This window comes from Pseudomonas sp. M47T1, assembly GCF_000263855.1.
GTDB lineage: Bacteria > Pseudomonadota > Gammaproteobacteria > Pseudomonadales > Pseudomonadaceae > Aquipseudomonas.
This window is the reverse complement of sequence record NZ_AJWX01000001.1, coordinates 303,197-320,764: the sequence shown is the minus strand read 5'-3', so window position 1 is coordinate 320,764 and position 17,568 is coordinate 303,197. Positions and strand designations below refer to the sequence as shown.

17 protein-coding genes are annotated in these 17,568 nt (G+C 62.6%); 13 read left to right on the top strand and 4 right to left on the bottom strand.

Features of this window, described 5'->3' with window-relative positions:
• Position 1: 1 nt before the first annotated feature.
• Entirely contained in the window at positions 2-889 is an 888-nt protein-coding gene (rarD, locus tag PMM47T1_RS01490) for an EamA family transporter RarD (RefSeq protein ID WP_008365111.1), read from the top strand.
• Between the two features lie 213 nt (positions 890-1,102).
• On the opposite strand, the gene PMM47T1_RS01485 is transcribed toward rarD, so the two are convergent.
• A complete protein-coding gene (locus PMM47T1_RS01485) occupies positions 1,103-1,621 on the bottom strand; it encodes a glycine cleavage system protein R (protein ID WP_008365110.1) in 519 nt (172 codons plus the stop codon).
• A gap of 408 nt (positions 1,622-2,029) precedes the next feature.
• Here PMM47T1_RS01485 and PMM47T1_RS01480 point away from each other — a divergent pair, with 408 nt between their 5' ends.
• Positions 2,030-4,207: a malate synthase G gene (locus PMM47T1_RS01480; protein WP_008365108.1), complete on the top strand. Its 2,178-nt coding sequence runs from the start codon at positions 2,030-2,032 to the stop codon at positions 4,205-4,207.
• Positions 4,208-4,297: 90 nt separating this feature from the next.
• Here the strand turns inward: PMM47T1_RS01480 and PMM47T1_RS01475 are convergent, their stop codons facing one another.
• Positions 4,298-4,741: a response regulator gene (locus PMM47T1_RS01475; RefSeq protein WP_008365106.1), complete on the bottom strand. Its 444-nt coding sequence runs from the start codon at positions 4,739-4,741 to the stop codon at positions 4,298-4,300.
• Positions 4,742-4,956: 215 nt separating this feature from the next.
• Here PMM47T1_RS01475 and PMM47T1_RS01470 point away from each other — a divergent pair, with 215 nt between their 5' ends.
• The 7 genes from PMM47T1_RS01470 (at position 4,957) to PMM47T1_RS01440 (ending at position 13,171) form a co-directional block, all read left to right on the top strand.
• Positions 4,957-6,894, top strand: coding sequence for a putative nucleotidyltransferase substrate binding domain-containing protein (locus PMM47T1_RS01470; protein WP_008365104.1), 1,938 nt, complete (start codon positions 4,957-4,959; stop codon positions 6,892-6,894).
• Positions 6,891-7,598, top strand: coding sequence for a 3'-5' exonuclease (locus PMM47T1_RS01465; protein ID WP_008365102.1), 708 nt, complete (start codon positions 6,891-6,893; stop codon positions 7,596-7,598). The genes PMM47T1_RS01470 and PMM47T1_RS01465 overlap by 4 nt, the downstream gene beginning before the upstream one ends.
• A 195-nt stretch (positions 7,599-7,793) precedes the next feature.
• Complete coding sequence (locus PMM47T1_RS01460) at positions 7,794-8,312, top strand: RNA polymerase sigma factor (RefSeq protein WP_008365100.1); 519 nt, start codon at positions 7,794-7,796, stop codon at positions 8,310-8,312.
• A complete protein-coding gene (locus PMM47T1_RS01455) occupies positions 8,309-9,289 on the top strand; it encodes a FecR domain-containing protein (RefSeq protein WP_008365098.1) in 981 nt (326 codons plus the stop codon). Before PMM47T1_RS01460 ends, PMM47T1_RS01455 begins: the two co-directional genes overlap by 4 nt.
• 98 nt (positions 9,290-9,387) lie before the next feature.
• Positions 9,388-11,829: a TonB-dependent siderophore receptor gene (locus PMM47T1_RS01450; protein ID WP_008365095.1), complete on the top strand. Its 2,442-nt coding sequence runs from the start codon at positions 9,388-9,390 to the stop codon at positions 11,827-11,829.
• Positions 11,830-11,891: 62 nt separating this feature from the next.
• On the top strand, positions 11,892-12,992 hold the full coding sequence (locus tag PMM47T1_RS01445) for a PepSY-associated TM helix domain-containing protein (protein ID WP_008365093.1): 1,101 nt from the start codon (positions 11,892-11,894) through the stop codon (positions 12,990-12,992).
• Positions 12,989-13,171 (top strand): hypothetical protein, encoded by a 183-nt coding sequence (locus PMM47T1_RS01440; RefSeq protein WP_008365090.1) that lies wholly within the window; start codon positions 12,989-12,991, stop codon positions 13,169-13,171. The genes PMM47T1_RS01445 and PMM47T1_RS01440 overlap by 4 nt, the downstream gene beginning before the upstream one ends.
• Positions 13,172-13,225: 54 nt before the next feature.
• Here the strand turns inward: PMM47T1_RS01440 and rloA2 are convergent, their stop codons facing one another.
• Positions 13,226-13,729, bottom strand: a complete 504-nt coding sequence (rloA2, locus tag PMM47T1_RS01435) for a retropepsin-like aspartic peptidase RloA2 (protein ID WP_008365088.1) — start codon at positions 13,727-13,729, stop codon at positions 13,226-13,228.
• Between the two features lie 150 nt (positions 13,730-13,879).
• Between rloA2 and PMM47T1_RS01430 the strand changes: the two genes are divergently transcribed.
• The gene (locus PMM47T1_RS01430) at positions 13,880-14,767 is read left to right on the top strand and encodes an acyltransferase (protein WP_008365085.1); all 888 of its coding nucleotides are present in this window, start codon (positions 13,880-13,882) and stop codon (positions 14,765-14,767) included.
• A 140-nt stretch (positions 14,768-14,907) separates the two neighbouring features.
• Here PMM47T1_RS01430 and PMM47T1_RS01425 read toward each other — a convergent pair whose 3' ends face one another.
• Positions 14,908-15,456 (bottom strand): DUF2780 domain-containing protein, encoded by a 549-nt coding sequence (locus tag PMM47T1_RS01425; protein WP_008365084.1) that lies wholly within the window; start codon positions 15,454-15,456, stop codon positions 14,908-14,910.
• Between the two features lie 195 nt (positions 15,457-15,651).
• On the opposite strand from PMM47T1_RS01425, the gene PMM47T1_RS01420 reads away from it, so the two are divergent.
• Genes PMM47T1_RS01420 through PMM47T1_RS01410 form a run of 3 tightly spaced genes read left to right on the top strand, consistent with a single transcriptional unit; the run spans position 15,652 to position 17,567 of the window.
• Complete coding sequence (locus PMM47T1_RS01420) at positions 15,652-16,233, top strand: fasciclin domain-containing protein (protein ID WP_008365081.1); 582 nt, start codon at positions 15,652-15,654, stop codon at positions 16,231-16,233.
• A gap of 9 nt (positions 16,234-16,242) precedes the next feature.
• Positions 16,243-16,905 (top strand): sigma-70 family RNA polymerase sigma factor, encoded by a 663-nt coding sequence (locus tag PMM47T1_RS01415; RefSeq protein ID WP_081492603.1) that lies wholly within the window; start codon positions 16,243-16,245, stop codon positions 16,903-16,905.
• Positions 16,902-17,567 carry an anti-sigma factor gene (locus PMM47T1_RS01410; RefSeq protein WP_008365076.1) on the top strand — a complete coding sequence of 222 codons (666 nt, stop codon included), beginning with the start codon at positions 16,902-16,904 and terminating at the stop codon, positions 17,565-17,567. Before PMM47T1_RS01415 ends, PMM47T1_RS01410 begins: the two co-directional genes overlap by 4 nt.
• Position 17,568: the final 1 nt, after the last annotated feature.

Sequence of the window (17,568 nt, the reverse complement as noted above, 5' to 3'; positions counted from 1 at the left end):
CATGCAAGCCGCCAACCCGCGCCGCGGGTATCTGCTGGGCCTGACCGCCTATATCTGCTGGGGCCTGTTCCCGCTCTACTTCAAAGCCATCGAAGCCGTGCCAGCGGTGGAAATCATTGTCAGCCGGGTGCTGTGGTCTGCGTTGTTCGGCTCGTTACTGCTGGCTGCATGGAAACACCCCGGCTGGTGGCGCGACCTGCGCGACAACCCTCGCCGCCTGGCCATTCTGGCAGGCAGTGGTACGCTGATCGCGGCCAACTGGCTGATCTACGTGTGGGCCGTGAACAACGGCCGCATGGTGGAAGCCAGCCTGGGCTACTACATCAACCCGCTGGTGAACGTGCTATTGGGCATGCTGGTGCTGGGCGAGCGGCTGCGACGCCTGCAATGGCTGGCAGTGGGCCTGGCCGCCGCCGGGGTAGCCCAGCAGGTGTGGCAAGTGGGCAGCCTGCCCTGGGTGTCGCTGGCCCTGGCGCTGACCTTCGGGTTCTACGGGCTTATTCGCAAGCAGGCGCCCGTAGCTGCGTTGCCCGGGTTGGTGGTGGAAACCTGGCTGCTGGTGCCCCTGGCGCTGGCGTGGCTGGCCTGCAATCCGAGCGTGCCCAGCGCCCAGCCAGACTTCTGGCTGACCACCGACGGCCTGTGGCTGCTGGCCGCCGGCCCCATCACACTGGTGCCGCTGGTGAGCTTCAACGCCGCGGCCCGCCACCTGCCCTACACCACCCTGGGCTTCCTGCAGTACCTGGCGCCAACCCTGGTGCTGCTGCTGGCGGTGTTCAAATACCACGAGCCGCTGTCGGCCAATGCGCTGGTGGCGTTCAGCTTCATATGGGCCGGGCTGGCGATCTACAGCCTGGATGCGGTGGTGAATGTGCGTCGAAAACACTGATCAGAAAACGATCAAATCCTTGCAAGCCACGGTTCTCGTGGCCTGCAAAGGACTACCCCAAGGTTATCCACAGCTCGATCCCCGCCGTTTGTGCACAAGCCTCTGAAACTGCTCGTTTTTTAGCCATATCGCGGAGATGCCCGGCCCGCGTGCGTTTGCGCTGTGTTCCCCCAGCTTATCCACAGGCAGGTGCAAGATTAAGATGAACAACTTTCATGGCTCCGAGCGCAGCACCAGCTCTACCATCAAATCGTCGGCCAGGGCCTCAAGCCGCCCTTGCAACTGATCCATCGACAACGTCAGCGGCAACCCCAGCACCGCTTCGGCATGAAACAGCGGTTCACTGCTCATGGGTGCCGGGCGCACCTCGGTCACCAGTCGCTCGACGTTGACCCCCTGCTCGGCCAGCAGCCGGGTAATGTCACGGACGATACCGGGACGGTCATTGCCCACCAGCTCCATGGCAATGGGCTTCCAGGTGCAGCTCTGCTCCACGCCGGTTTCGGCGATCAGCACACGAATGCCCCGGGCCGACAATGCCATCAAGGCATCCACCAGCTCGTCGTAATTCTCTGCCGGCACCGCTACCCGCAATATCCCGGCAAACTGCCCGGCCATGCGCGACATGCGGCTTTCCAGCCAGTTGCCATTGTGGTCGGCCACGCACTGGGCGATCCGTTCGACCTGGCCGGGCTTGTCCGGGGCAAAAACCGTCAATACTAAATGGTCCACGCTGCCAACCTCTCGTTGTGGGTCGATTGAGTATAGGCAGCCCCGGCGCGACGTGCGGTAGCAGATAAGACTAAAAGCTGTGTACGGTTTTTAGATTTATCTGGAACAATTGCCCAAAGTTTTGAGAACATACGATTCGTAGTGTGACCGGTAGTCCAAAAACGGTCGCAGATCGACGTATTTAGTCTGATTTTCACAACCGCAAATCATCATGTAGTATGCCGCAGCGCGGACTACATAATGTTGGATCGATGTCTGCCGAGGCGCCTGTGAAAATACGTCAAGCCTGCTGGCATGCGCCTGCGGGCCCGCCCAGCCGCCCGTCAGGGCACGTTCTGGCAACGTATTTAGAGAAGCGCTACAGGCTTTAATACAAGAGCTGAATAGCTGAGCAGAGTGAGGCAAGCAATGACTGAACACGTTCAAGTCGGTGGCCTTCAGGTCGCCAAAGTCCTGTTCGACTTCGTGAACAACGAAGCCATTCCCGGAACCGGCCTCAACGCCGATCAGTTCTGGGTCGGGGCGGAAAAGATCATCAACGACCTCGCTCCAAAGAACAAAGCGCTACTGGCCAAACGTGATGACCTGCAAGCCAGGATCGATGGCTGGCACCAGGCACGCCAGGGCCAGGCGCACGACGCCCCGGCTTACAAGGCCTTCCTGCAGGAAATCGGTTATCTGCTGCCAGAAGCGGCGGACTTCCAGGCCACGACGCAAAACGTCGACGATGAAATTGCTCGTATGGCAGGCCCGCAACTGGTGGTGCCGGTCATGAACGCCCGCTTTGCCCTCAACGCCTCCAACGCCCGCTGGGGCTCGCTGTATGACGCGCTGTACGGCACCGACGCCATCAGCGAAGAAGGCGGCGCCGAGAAAGGCAAGGGCTACAACAAGGTCCGTGGCGACAAGGTGATTGCCTTCGCCCGCGCCTTCCTCGATGAAGCCACGCCTTTGGCTGCCGGCTCTCACGTGGACTCCACCGCCTACAAGATCGTCGACGGCAAGCTGGTGATCACCCTCAAGGGCGGCAGCAACACCGGCCTGCGCGACGATGCCCAGCTGATCGGCTACCAGGGCGACGCCAGCGCGCCCACCTCCGTACTGCTGAAGAACAACGGCCTGCACTTCGAAATCCAGATTGACGCCCAGAGCCCGGTCGGCCAGACCGACGCCGCCGGTGTGAAGGACCTGCTGATGGAAGCGGCCCTGACCACCATCATGGACTGCGAAGACTCGGTTGCCGCCGTGGACGCCGACGACAAGGTGGTGATCTACCGCAACTGGCTGGGCTTGATGAAAGGCGACCTGGCTGAAGAAGTGGCCAAGGCGGGCACTACCTTCACTCGCACCATGAACGCCGACCGTCACTACAGCGCGGCGGACGGCGGCGAAGTCAGCCTGCACGGCCGTTCGCTGCTGTTCGTGCGCAACGTGGGCCACCTGATGACCATCGATGCCATCGTCGATGCCCAGGGCAACGAAGTGCCCGAAGGTATTCTCGACGGCCTGGTCACAAGCCTTGCCGCCACGCACAGCCTGAACGGCAACAACAGCCGCAAGAACAGCCGCACCGGCTCGGTATACATCGTCAAGCCGAAAATGCACGGCCCCGAAGAAGCCGCGTTTACCAACGAGCTGTTCGGCCGCATCGAAGAAGTCCTGGCCCTGCCGCGCAACACCCTCAAGGTCGGCATCATGGACGAGGAACGCCGTACCACGGTGAACCTCAAGGCCTGCATCAAGGCGGCCAGCGAGCGCGTGGTGTTCATCAACACCGGCTTCCTGGACCGCACCGGCGACGAGATCCACACGTCCATGGAAGCCGGCGCCGTAGTGCGCAAGGCTGTCATGAAAGCCGAAAAATGGATTGGTGCCTACGAGAACTCCAACGTCGACATCGGCCTGAAGACCGGCCTGCAAGGTCGTGCGCAAATCGGCAAGGGCATGTGGGCCATGCCTGACCTGATGGCCGCCATGCTGGAGCAGAAGATCGCCCACCCGCTGGCAGGCGCCAACACCGCCTGGGTGCCGTCGCCTACCGCGGCTGCGCTACACGCCCTGCACTATCACAAGGTGGACGTGTTCGCCCGCCAGGCTGAACTGGCCAAGCGTGCTCCTGCATCGGTGGACGACATCCTGACCATCCCGCTGGCCAAGCACACCAACTGGTCGGCCGAGGAAATCCAGAACGAACTGGACAACAACAGCCAAGGCATTCTCGGTTACGTGGTACGTTGGGTAGACCAGGGCGTGGGTTGCTCGAAAGTGCCGGACATCCACGACGTGGGCCTGATGGAAGACCGCGCCACCCTGCGCATTTCCAGCCAGCTGCTGGCCAACTGGCTGCGTCATGGCATTGCCAGCCAGGCGCAGGTTCTGGAAAGCCTGAAGCGCATGGCACCGGTGGTGGATCGCCAGAATGCCAACGACCCGCTGTACCGCCCACTGGCACCGGACTTCGATAGCAATATCGCCTTCCAGGCAGCGGTGGAACTGGTGATCGAGGGCGCAAAGCAGCCCAACGGCTACACCGAGCCGGTATTGCATCGCAAACGTCGTGAGTTCAAGGCCCGCAACGGGCTGTAACCAAGCTGACCGTGGGAGCTGGCTTGCCGGCGAGTTTTTGGGCGCACCGCAACCCTGAAAAGCTCGCTGGCAAGCCAGCTCCCACGTTGTTTACTCCAGGCCGAGCTCCTTCTTGGCCAACCGGGCCAAGTGCTGGCTATCGATGGGCTTGAGCAGGAAATCCACCACGCTCAGGTGCATGGCGGCAATCGCATCCTTCACCCCCGCATCCCCCGACATGATGATGATCGACAGCGCCGCGCGATCGGATTCACGCACCTTGCGAATCAGGTCCAGGCCGGTGTCCGGCGCCATCCGCAGGTCCGTCACCAACAGGCCGATGGATTTATTGGAGGCAAGCAGTTTCAACGCCTCGACAGCGCTTGCGGCAGTAACGCAGGGGATACCCTGCAAGCTGAGAATCTCAGCCAGCAGGTCACGCGATGCCTGATCGTCGTCGACGATCAAAGCCTGCTGTGGGGGCAGATCCGGCACTTGCATGACAGCACTGAGTGCCTCGCGCTCGGCATCGCTCAAAATATCGTGATCGGACATACGCCTCTCATCATAGGGAAAACCAGATGCACCACCTGGTTGAGACCGCAGACCAGTGGTTTTACCTGTGCACTTCGTCGGGTCATCACGTGAAGAGCAGCATGATGTCTAGGAATACGACGCAGTTGAAGCATTTTTTTTAGACTTACGTCCAATGTGATCCACCGCCCATGAAGCCGACCATGTTGAACGATAAGAACAATGCGGTCATGGACATGAGTAAACCCGACGCCTATGCCCTGGCGGGCAAGACAGCAGTGCTGCAGAACATCCAGGGAACCCTGCAATTCCTGCAGCGCCATGCGCCTTTCAACCAGATGGACCAGGCTCACCTGGCCTACCTGGTAGAGCAATGCCAACTGCGTTTCTACGCCGCCGGCGAGAGCATCATCAAGCCTGCCGACGGGCCGGTGGAACACTTCTACGTGGTCAAGCAGGGGCAAGTAGTGGGCGAGCGTGCGCACACGTCGAAACGCGGCACCGAGACTACCTTCGAAATCACCACCGGCGAATGCTTCCCCCTGGCAGCCCTGTTGGGCGAGCGGGCCACGCGCACCGAGCACTTGGCGGCCCAGGACACCTTCTGCCTGCAATTGCACAAGGTCGCCTTCATCAAGCTGTTTGCCCTGTCGGCGCCCTTTCGCGACTTCGCCTTGCGTGGCGTCAGCAGCCTGCTCGATCAGGTCAACCTGCAAGTGCAACGCCGCGCAGCCGAAACCCTGGGCACTCAGTATTCCCTCAATACCCGCCTGGGCGAATTGGCCATGCGCCACCCGGTCACCTGCGATGCCGACATGCCCTTGCGCGAGGCCGTGGGCCTGATGCATGAACAGCAGGTAGGCAGTATCGTGATTGTCGACGAGCACCGTTATCCGCAGGGCATTTTCACCCTGCGCGACCTGCGCCAGGTGGTAGCCAATATCGATGCTGATTTCAATCAGCCCATCGGCCGCCACATGATTGCCAAGCCCTTCTACCTCAGCCCCGACGCCAGTGCCTTCGATGCGGCCATTGCCATGACCGAGCGGCATATCGCCCACGTCTGCCTGGTGCGGGACGGGCGCCTGTGCGGCGTGGTGTCCGAGCGCGACCTGTTCTCGCTGCAACGGGTGGATTTGGTGCACCTGGCCCGCACCATTCGCAACGCGTCGCGCCTGGAGCAACTGGTCAGCCTGCGCGGCGACATCAGCCAGTTGGTTGAACGCATGCTCGCCCATGGCGCCTCGTCCACGCAGATCACCCACATCATTACCCTACTCAATGACCACACCGTGTGCCGGGTGATCGAGCTGGTGCTGCGCGACAAGGGCGACCCCGGCGTGCCCTTCAGCTGGTTGTGCTTCGGCAGCGAGGGGCGCCAGGAACAAACGCTGTTCACCGACCAGGACAACGGCATTCTGTTCGAAGCCCGGGACGCGGCCCACGCCGCCGAGATACGCGGCAAGCTGCTGCCCATTGCCCACCAGATAAACCTCAACCTGGCCCAGTGCGGGTTTGCCATTTGCACCGGCAACATCATGGCCGGCAACCCCGAGCTGTGCCTGTCACGTGCCGAGTGGTCACGGCGCTTCGCGACCTTCGTGCGCGAGGCCACGCCGGAAAGCCTGCTGGGTTCCAACATCTATTTCGACTTGCGCGTGGTGTGGGGCGACGAACAGGGCTGCGCACAACTGCGCCGCCAGGTGCTGGAGCAGGTGGCCGACAACCGTCTGTTCCAGCGCTTGCTGGCAGACAACGCCCTGCGCCAGCGGCCGCCAGTGGGACGCTTCCGGGAATTCGTGCTGAGCCGCAAGGGCACCGACAAGGCGGGCACCCTGGACCTCAAGGCCCAGGGCCTGACCCCCTTCGTCGACGGTGCACGACTGCTGGCCCTGGCCAATGGCGTCGAGGCCACCAACACCGTGCAACGCCTGCGCCAACTGGTGGCCAGGGAGGTTATCGACAAGCTGGATGGCGCTGCATACGAGGAGGCCTATCACTTCATTCAGCAAACTCGCATGCAGCAACACCAGCGTCAGACCCGCGACAACCAGCCCTGGTCCAACCGCCTGGACCCCGACAGCCTCAATGACCTGGACCGGCGCATCCTGCGCGAATCACTGCGCCAGGCACAACGCCTGCAAGGCAGCCTGACGCTGAGGTACCAGCTGTGAGCCTGTTTGCCTGGCTGCGCGCCCCCAGCCCTACCCTCAACCCCGCGCAACAACTGGCCCTGCAACGCCTGGGCGGCCCCGCAGCCTTGGCCCCCGGCAGCCTGCGCACCCAACGTTGGGTGGTGCTGGACCTGGAAACCACGGGCCTGAATGTCAACCGGGACCAGGTGCTGTCCATCGGCGCCGTGGTGATCGAGGACGGCGCCATCGACCTGTCCCAGCAGTTCGAATGCACCCTGCAACGCCCTGGGCACAAGCCCGGGCCCAGTGTGTTGCTGCACGGCCTGGGGCCGGACGCCATCGCCGCCGGCTGCGACCCGGTGGAGGGCCTGCTGGACTTTATGGAGTTTGTCGGCGACAGCCCGGTGCTGGCGTTCCACGCGCCGTTCGACCAGCGCATGCTGGGCCGTGCCCTGAAGGACACCCTGGGGTACCGCTTGCAACATGAGTTTATCGACGTGGCCGAACTGGCACCCCTGCTCAACCCGCAGAAAGTCGTGCGCGAAGCCTCGCTGGACGGTTGGATTGCCCAGTTCGGTCTGCAGGTGGACGAACGTCACAACGCCAGCGCCGATGCGTTTGTCACCGCGCAACTGCTGTTGATTCTGTTCAGCCAGGCCCAGCGGCTGGGGCTGGACAGCCCCGGGCTGTTGCTGGAGCGGCTGAGCCAGTGGCGGCGACGGCAGGCCATGCCTGGCCTGTAATACCGCGCCGCCTGCGTCGCTGTAGGAGCGGAGCGTGTCCGCGAAGGCCTCACCGCAGTGTTCCAGAGATACCGCCCACACAGACGGGCCAGGCGAACCATTTCCACCGACGAACGCCAATTGCACTACGACATCATCCCTGACACAATCGCGAATAATTCTCGTTAGTTTGAACACTTGCATTCGGGGAACGTCTTGTCGTCAGCCCAAAGCCCTCATGGTGAGTTGGTGGGTGCGTTGTACCGCGACCACCGCGCCTGGCTGCTTGCCTGGCTGAGGCGCAACATCGCCTGCGCACAACGCGCCGAAGACCTCAGCCAAGACACCTTCGTGCGCCTGCTGGGCCGCGAACAGCTCAGCGCACCGCGCCAGCCACGGGCATTTCTGGCCGCCATCGCCAAAGGGCTGCTGTTCGACCATTTCCGCCGCGCCGCACTGGAACAGGCCTATCTGGCTGAACTCATGCTGATCCCGGAAGCCGAACAACCTTCCCCCGAAGAACAGCAACTGATCCTCGCAGACCTGCAAGCCATCGACCACATGCTCGCCAAGCTGTCGAGCAAGGCGCGCTCGGCCTTCCTGCTCAACCGCCTGGAAGGCCTGGGCCACGCCGACATCGCCGAGCGCCTGGGTGTATCAGTGCCGCGGGTACGGCAATACCTGGCCCAGGGCATCCGCCAGTGCTACATCGCCTTGTACGGGGAGCCGACATGAGCCCCACTGGCCCGGTTTGCGCACGGGTACTGGACGCCGCCATCCAGTGGCAACTGGCATTGGACGGCAGCAGTGCGGCCCAGCAGGACGAATTCGCCCGCTGGCATGCCGCCGATGAAGAACACGCGCGTGCCTGGCAGCAACTGGGCATGCTCGACCAGCGCTTGCGCGTGGCCCCGGCCGCCGGGCGCAAGGCGCTGCTCAGCAGTGCCGAACAGGCGCGCAAGCGCGTGCGCAAACTGGGCAGCGGCCTGGCCAGCGTGGTGCTGGTGCTGGGCCTGGCCTCGTTCGGCGTGAAGCAGTGGTTGCCTGTGGGCTACTGGCTGGCTGACCAGCGCACCGCCACCGGCGAACAGCGCACCTTGACCCTGGCCGACGGCACCCAGGTGGAACTCAATACCCACAGCGCCATCGACGTGCGTTTCGACCAGGACCAGCGCCTGATTGTGCTGCGCGAAGGCGAGATCATGGTGCAAACCGGCCACCCTGCCGGCGAGCAGCGGCCGTTCATCGTCGAAACCCGCGATGGCCGCCTGCGGGCTCTGGGCACGCGCTTCCTGGTGCGTCGTGAAGAACACGGCACGCGCCTGGGCGTGCTGAAGTCGGCCGTGGCCGCCCACGCCCGTGAACTCCCCGGCGAGATCGTGCTGCACGAAGGGCAGCAAATGCTGATGCAACGCGATGCCCTCAGCGAAGCGGTGGCCCTGAACCCCGGCGCTGACGCCTGGACCCGCGGCATGCTGGTGGTGGATAACGCTCGCCTGGGCGACTTGGCGCAAGAGCTGTCGCGCTACCGCCCGGGCCACCTGGGCGTCAGCGCCAAGGTGGCCGACCTGCGTATCACCGGCAGCTTCCCGCTCAACGATACCGACCTGGCCCTGCGCGCCCTGCTGCCCACCCTGCCGATCCAGATCCAAAAACACACCCGTTGGTGGGTCACCCTGGAAGCGCGTCCCGCCACCACGCAGAAGCTGTAGCGGATCTAAATCTAAATTATTTTCGATCAGCCCTATCACTTTTCGAATCTCGTCCGGCACAGAGGCAATTGAGAAATATTCCCTGTCAGGAGTGCCGCATGTCCCGCTCGTTCGAATCCCTGCTCCGGCCCAGCCTCATGGCTGTCGCCATTGCCCTTGCCGTCCCCATGATCAGTACTGCGCTACAGGCCGCCGAACAGGCCACCCAGGTGCGCAGCTACAACCTGGCGGCAGCGCCCCTGGCCAGCACCCTGAACCAGATCGCCAGCGGTGCCGGCCTGGTGCTGGCCGTAGAGCCGGGCCTGGTGGCGGGCAAGACCAGCGCGCCGGTAACGGGCCAGTTCGATGCTGCCGGCGCCCTGCGCCAGGCATTGGCCGGCAGCGGCCTGCAACTGGTGCAGACCAGCGCCGGGACTTTCACGTTGATCGCCACGCCAGAAGGGACACTGGCGCTGCCCGACACCAACGTAAATGCGGCCAGCGACTCCGAAAGTGCCTGGGGCCCGGTAAGCGGCTACCTGGCGACCCGCACGGCGGCAGGGACCAAGACCGATACTGCGCTGGTGGAAGCACCGCGCTCCATCTCCGTGGCCACCCGCCAGCAGATGGACGACCGTGGCGTACAGACCCTGGAAGACGCGGTGAAGTACATGCCCGGCATCGTCTCGGCCAGCTATGGCAGCGATACGCGGTACGACTGGCTGCGCGTGCGCGGTTTCGAGCCGACTCAGTTTCTTGATGGTTTACCCCTGCCTAAAGGTGTCTACGCCACGCCGAAAATCGAAACCTGGGACCTTGATCGCATTGCCCTGCTGCGCGGTCCGGCCTCGTCGCTTTATGGCCAGACGCCGCCTGGCGGCCTGCTGGACATGGTCAGCCGTCGCCCAAGCGATGAAGCCAGCCATGAAATATCGCTGCAATATGGCAGCGACAACTGGCGCCAGGTTGACTTCGCCAGCACCGGCAAGATCGATGATGAGGGCAAGTTCCTCTATGGCATCAGCGGTGTGCTGCGAGACAGTGGCACCGAGATCGACCACATCGACAACAAGCGCTACAACATTGCCCCCAGCCTGACCTGGAACATCGACCCGGACACCAAGCTGACCCTACTCAGCCAGTTCACCCACGACGAAACGGGTGCGACCAGCCAGTTCCTGCCGATCCAGGGCACCAAGATCAGCTCGCCATTGGGTGATATCTCTCATCACAAAGACTTGGGCGACCCGAATTACGATTACTACCACCGCACGTACTACGCGCTGGGCTATGCGTTCGAGCATCGTTTCAATGACGTATGGCAGTTCCACCAGAATGTTCGTTACACCAAGACGGACCTGGAATTTCAGACCATCACCGTCAACAGCTACATCCCCGGGCTGCCCGGTTATACCGTTGATGCCGCCGGCAACGTTGGCCGCCTGAGCACCAACGTCGACGAAGACATTAGCCAGTTCGCCATGGACAACAACTTCCAGGCTGATTTTGCCACCGGTGATATCACCCACACCGTGCTGATCGGTACCGACCTGCAACGTATCAACTCCAATTATCTGTCGATCTACGGCTTCAACGTGCCGGACATCAACGTGGTGAACCCGGTCTATACCGACACCATCACGCGCCCTTCGCGCGCAGATGCGTATTACGACTACGATCAGAAAACCACTCAGACTGGCGTGTACGTGCAGGACCAGATGGCCCTGGACCAGTGGCGCTTCACGCTGGGTGGCCGCGAGGACTGGGTACACACCGGCACCAAGTTCCACAACGAAAACAACGCGACCAACACTGAACGCGACAGCAACTTCAGCCTCAACTCGGCCGTCAGTTATGTTTTCGACTCGGGCTTCGTGCCCTACCTGTCGTACGCCGAATCCTTCCAGCCCACCACCGGCGCAGACATGACCGCCGTGAGCTCGTTCAAGCCAACCCAGGGCAAGCAGTGGGAGCTGGGCATCAAGTACCAGCCGCCGGGCTCCAAGACGCTGCTGACCGCCGCTATATATGAGCTGACGCAAAAGAACGTTTCCGTCACTAACAACGTTGGCGGCATCCCTGTCACCAGCCAGACGGGCGAAGTGAAAGTCAAAGGCCTGGAGCTGGAAGCCGTTTCCGACCTGACCGACAACCTCAAGCTGATCGCTTCTTACACCTTGGCCAAGTCTGATGTGCAGGACGGTCTGTACAAAGGCAACCGCCTGCCTCTGATGCCTAACCAACAAGCCTCTCTGTGGACCGACTACACCTGGCACCAAGGCCTGCTGGAAGGCTTCGGCATCGGCGGCGGCGCCCGCTACACCGGCAACACCTACGGCGACCGGGCCAACACCTGGCTGGGCAAGGCCAACGCCTACACCGTGTTCGACGCCTCCGCCCACTACGACCTGGGCGTGCTGTCGAACTCGTTGAAAGGCGCCTCGCTGGGCCTGACCGCCAAGAACGTGTTCAACAAGGACTACATCTCCACCTGCGACGGCTACTACTGCTACTACGGCGACCAGCGCAGTGTTGTCGCCAGCGCCACCTACAAGTGGTAATGGCCTGACGCAACAGACCAGCCGCCTCCAGGGGCGGCTTTGTCTTTTCGGACATCCGTGAAATGAAAAGTAAAACAATTCGGCGCTGGTCCTTTGTCCACACCTGGTCCAGCCTGGTCTGCACGCTGTTCCTGCTGTTGCTCGCCATCACCGGCCTGCCCCTGGTGTTCCACCATGAAATGGAATCGCTGCTGGGCGATACGCCGCATTATCGCGAACTGCCCACAGGTAGCCCGCACCTGGACCTGGCACAACTGGTGGCGGCCGCCTTGGCTCACCGTCCCGGGGAAGTGGTGCAGTACTTCGGTTGGGACGACGACCAACCCGAAGGCATGTTCGCCATTACCGCCGCTACAGCGGGCACCGATCCGAACTCATCGCACACCTTCAGCCTCGACACCCGCACCGGCGAAGTGGTGGAAACCCCAGCGGCCAATGGCGGCTTCATGATGGTGATGCTGCGCCTGCACGTGGACATGTATGCCGGCCTGCCCGGCAAACTGCTGATGGCGTTCATGGGGTTGCTGTTCGTGGCTGCCATCGTCTCCGGCGTGGTGCTGTACGCGCCGTTCATGGGCCGGCTGAAGTTCGCCAGCGTGCGCCACGGCAAATCACCCCGGGTGCGCTGGCTCGACCTGCATAACCTGATTGGCATCGTCACCCTGACCTGGGCCCTGGTGGTGGGCGTGACCGGGGTGGTCAACGCCTGCGCCGACCTACTGATCGACGTCTGGCGCAGCGACACCCTGGCGGCCTTGGTAGCGCCCTACCGCGATGCGCTGCCGTTGACCCAACTGGCTCCCGCCAGCCGCCTGCTGGCCATCGCCGAAGCCGCGGCACCGGGCATGAAGGCCGACTTCGTCGCATTTCCCGGCACGCGCTTTTCCAGCGAGCACCACTACGCCGTGTTCATGAAGGGTGCCACGCACCTGACCTCGCACCTGCTCACGCCTGTGCTGATCGACGCCAGCACCCTGGCCGTGACCGCCGTGGGCGAGCGCCCCTGGTACATGAACGCCCTGGGCCTGTCACAGCCATTGCACTACGGCGACTACGGTGGCCGGCCGATGCAGATTCTGTGGGCCATGCTGGATGTATTGACCATCGTGGTGCTGATCAGCGGGCTGTACCTGTGGTGGGTAAGGCGCAAGGTGAAAGCATGAGCCGCCGGCGTTCGCGTTTCGGGGCAGTGTTCGGCGCTCCGCTGCTGATCGCCCTGGTGGGCGCCGCAGGGTTGTTTGCCGCGCTGTTGGGCGATGGCGCCTGGGACGTGTTGTCGTGGATTGGATTGGGGGTTCCGGCCGTCATCAGCGTGCATGCCCTACTGAAAAAGTGCGGATAGGATGGGTCGATCAGGGTCGCCACCTCGGTATCGCTCTGGCTTTATTGGCCCCTCTCAACACTCGGGGTCGCCGGCGGTGTAGCGACGAGCCGGGTTCACCGCCGCGCCAAATTCGCGCAGGCCCTTGGCGCCGATCAGCAGCGGGTAGTTGAAGCTGCTGCGGTCCACAAGGTTGGCCTCGATGGTGCGCTTGGTGCCGCCCAGGCACATTTCCAGTTCCACCACCGGGCGCTTGGCTACTTCGGCACCTTCGCCTTCGTCCTCTTCGTCGGCGCGGCTCTTGATGCGGCTGATGCGCGCTACCTTGTGCTCGAACACTTTGCCGTCGGCATCGCGAGTGGCCAGGCGGAAGCGCACCCAGTCTTCGCCGTCGCGCTGGAACAGCTGGATATCTCGGGCCGACAGCGACGCGGTGAGCGCGCCGGTGTCCATCTTGGCCTTGAAGGTGGCGCCGCCAATTTCCGGCAACTTGATGTATTCATAACGCCCATACAGGGTCGGCTCGGCGGCCAGGGCCGGCAAGGCCAACAGCGACAACAGTGCAAGAACGGATTTCACCGGCGGGTTTCCTCAGTTGAGAGACGGGCTGCGGGCAGCATACCCAAAAAATGGTGAAACAATTGTCCATAACCATTCGGTAAGGTTGATTTGGCGTTATGCCCCAGCCTCTTTATGATTGTTGGCCACAATTACTCCAAGAGTCGTTTTATGCGTCGCCTGTTCGCCGGCAGTTTCACCACACTGCTGCTTTTACTCAATACCCTGGTGCTGATCGGCCCCTTGATGGTGTTCGCCCTGCTCAAGCTCATCGCCCCCGGGCGCTCCCGTGACTACGCCTCGAAGGCGGTCATGTGGTTTGCCGAAACCTGGGCGCAGATCGACAAACTGATCTTCCGCCTGTGCATTCCCACCCGTTGGGATATCCGCGGCGCCGAGAGCCTGCGCGGCGACCACTCCTACCTGGTGGTGTGCAACCATCAGTCGTGGGTGGATATCCCTGCACTGATCCAGGCGCTGAACCGACGCACGCCGTTCTTCAAGTTCTTCCTCAAGAAGGAACTGATCTGGGTGCCGTTCCTGGGCCTGGCCTGGTGGGCGCTGGACTACCCGTTCATGAAGCGCTACAGCAAGGCGTTCCTGGACAAGCACCCACACCTCAAGGGCAAGGACCTGGAGATCACCAAGGCGGCCTGCGAGCTGTTCAAGCGCCAGCCGGTCACCGTGGTCAACTACCTGGAAGGCACCCGGTTCACCGAGGCCAAGCGCAACGAACAGGCATCGCCGCTGCGCAACCTGCTCAAGCCGAAGGCGGGAGGCGTGGCATTTGTGCTGGCGGCCATGGGCGAGCAACTGCATCGCATGCTGGACGTGACCGTGGTGTACCCCGAAGGGAAGATTCCCGGTTTCTGGAACCTGTTGTGCGGTGACGTCAAACAGGTGATCGTCGATATCCGTTCCCGGGACATCGACCCGGCACTGCTGGCCGGCGACTATGAGAACGACCCGGCCTTCCGCCAAACCGTGCAGGACTGGGTGAACGGCCTCTGGCGCGAGAAGGATGCGCGTATCGAAGCCTTGCGCGCCGACCTCACCTGAACCACCGCGCGGCGACTTACCCCCTGTGGGAGCGGGCTCTACCCGCGAAGCGAACACCGCGGTGTATCAGGCGTTACGCAGTGTTCTTTTCGCGGTTGGAACCCGCTCCCACAAGGCTGTGTCACAGGCACCGTGACCCGTCAGCCGCCTACGCCCCAGATTCCACCCAGACTCTTGAGCAACGTACCGCCAACGCCCTGTTGGCCCAGGTACTGCAGAATCACCGGGGCAAACTGCCCGACCATGCCGCTGTCCATGCCCAGCTTGCCGAACGCATTGTTCAGGTCACTGGTGTTCTTCACGTTACCGAGGGCGCTGTCCAGGGTGCCCTTGTCGGCGCCACCCGACTGGCCCAGCAAACCACCCAGCCCGCTCACCGCGTTGGCACCGGCCAGCTTGTCGATACCCGGCACCTGCTTGGCCAACTGCGAATAATCCGAGCTGCTGAGCTTGTTCTTGGCCAGGCCCAGCATGGCGCCGGTGCCGCCCACGGCCTGCTCGGGGGTGACTTTCAGTTGGGTACCCACGGTATTGAGCAAATTGGCGGCCTGGGGCGCGGTACTGCTGCCCTGGTTGCCACCCTGGATGGTCGAAGCGGCATTCACCGCATCGTTCAGGTTAAAGGCAAAGACCGGGCTGGACGCCAGGGCGGTCAGGGTTGCCAGGGTAATGGCGCGCATGGTGTTCATTTGGATTCCCCTTGAATCATTGGGCCGCCGGCACTGGGTGGCGAGCAGCAAAAGCCTGGTGTTCGACCGGCATCAGGACCTTGTGTTCCAGCCTGGAAATAAATTCGTACAAATGTGCATCCAGTCTGTACCCGCCCGCGTATATCAAGCACGGACAGCTCGACTGCCCGCATCATTCAAACAAGGACCACCATCATGATGCGCACCTCGATCCACGCTTCACTGCTCGCCCTTGCCATGGGCCTCACCTTTGCGCCGGTGTTCGCCAGCGCCGCCGACATGGGCACCAACACCGTCATGGTCGGCGGCCAGAGCATGCTGCCCAGCAAGGACATCGTCGACAACGCAGTGAATTCTGCCGACCACACCACGCTGGTGGCTGCAGTGAAAGCCGCAGGGCTGGTGGATACCCTCAAGGGCAAAGGGCCCTTTACCGTGTTCGCGCCCGTGAATTCGGCATTCGCCGCCCTGCCCGCAGGTACCGTCGACACCCTGCTCAAGCCTGAAAACAAGGCCACCCTCACCCATATCCTCACCTACCACGTGGTGGCCGGCAAACTCGACATGATGGAACTGGCCAAGCGCATCAAGGCCGGTGGCGGCAAGACCGAACTGACCACGGTGGCCGGTGGCAAGCTGTGGCTGATGATGAACGGCCCGCACAACATCGTGATCAAGGATGAAAAAGGCAATGTTGCCGACATCAGTACCTACGACGTGATGCAGTCCAACGGCGTGATTCACGTCATCGACAAAGTGTTGATGCCCAAGGGCTGATGACCCCCCATGAATGGAACAGGCGCGCCCCGTGAACTAGGCTCAGACGGCCAGGCCAATATGCACCGCGTTTCTGGCGGCCGCAGCGAGGCGCGCGAATTCGTTTTGTTCAGGAGAACGACCATTTCCACCATCGACACCGATCCACTGGGGCAATTGCTGGCCGACTGCGCGCAGGGCAACCGGCGCGCCTTCGAAACCCTTTATCGCACCAGCAGCGCGCGCCTTCACGGCGTGGCGCTGCGCTGCGTGGGCCGGCGTGAATTGGCCGAAGAGATTGTCCAGGAGAGTTTTGTGCGCATCTGGAACAGTGCCTCGCGTTACGACGCCAGCCTTGCCGCGCCGATGACCTGGATGGTGAACATTACCCGACACCTGGCCATCGACCTGCTGCGTCGGCGCCGCGAAGTGTCATTGGACGACCTGCAGATGGAAGCCCTGGCCGATGACAGTCCGTCAGCCCATGAGCAACTTGACCAGGCCCGCGAAGCGGCGGCCCTGAACCGCTGCCTGGAAGACCTTGAAGGCATGCAGCGCCAGTCGATTCTGACGGCTTATTTCCATGGCCTGTCCAACGCCGACCTGGCCCAGCAACTGTCCGCACCCCTGGGCTCGGTGAAATCCTGGATCAGGCGCGGTATGGAGCGCCTGCGCAGGTGCCTTGAATCATGAACTACCAGAACCCCACCCTGCGCCGTGCCCTGGCGGCAGACTATGCTATCGGCCTGATGCCACCCACCGCCCGTCGACGCTTTGAGCAGTTGATGGCTGATGACCGTGAGTTGCAGGTGGAGTTGGCGCGTTGGCAGGAAACACTGGTCAGCCTGACCGCACCCATTGTCGAAAAGCCAGTGCCGGAGCAGGTATGGAACAACATCCTCGCGCGCATCGAGCCGCAGCGCCTGCATATGCCGCGTCGTTCAAGGCGTCGCGGCTTGCTCATGGCGGCCGCTGCCGTGGTGCTGGCGGTAGCGATAGGCATGCTCTACGACCGTGACCCGGCGCATTACCGCGCAACGCTGGTGAGTGCCGGGGATCAGGCTGCAGTGAACATCGTCGCGCACGAGCACTACTTGCAGGTGGAACCGGTGGCGTTGGCCAGCGCGCCGGCGGACCGCAGCATGGAGTTGTGGGCGATTCCGGCCAGTGGCACACCCATCTCGCTGGGGCTGATGCCCGAGGGTGGCAAGGGAAAAATCAGCTTGAATGAAAGCCAGCGCAAGTTGTTCGGCGAACCGATTGCCCTGGCTATCAGCCTGGAGCCGGCCGGTGGTTCACCGACCGGCCAACCGACCGGGCCGGTGCTGTACCAAGGCAAGGTGCAAATCCTGTAAC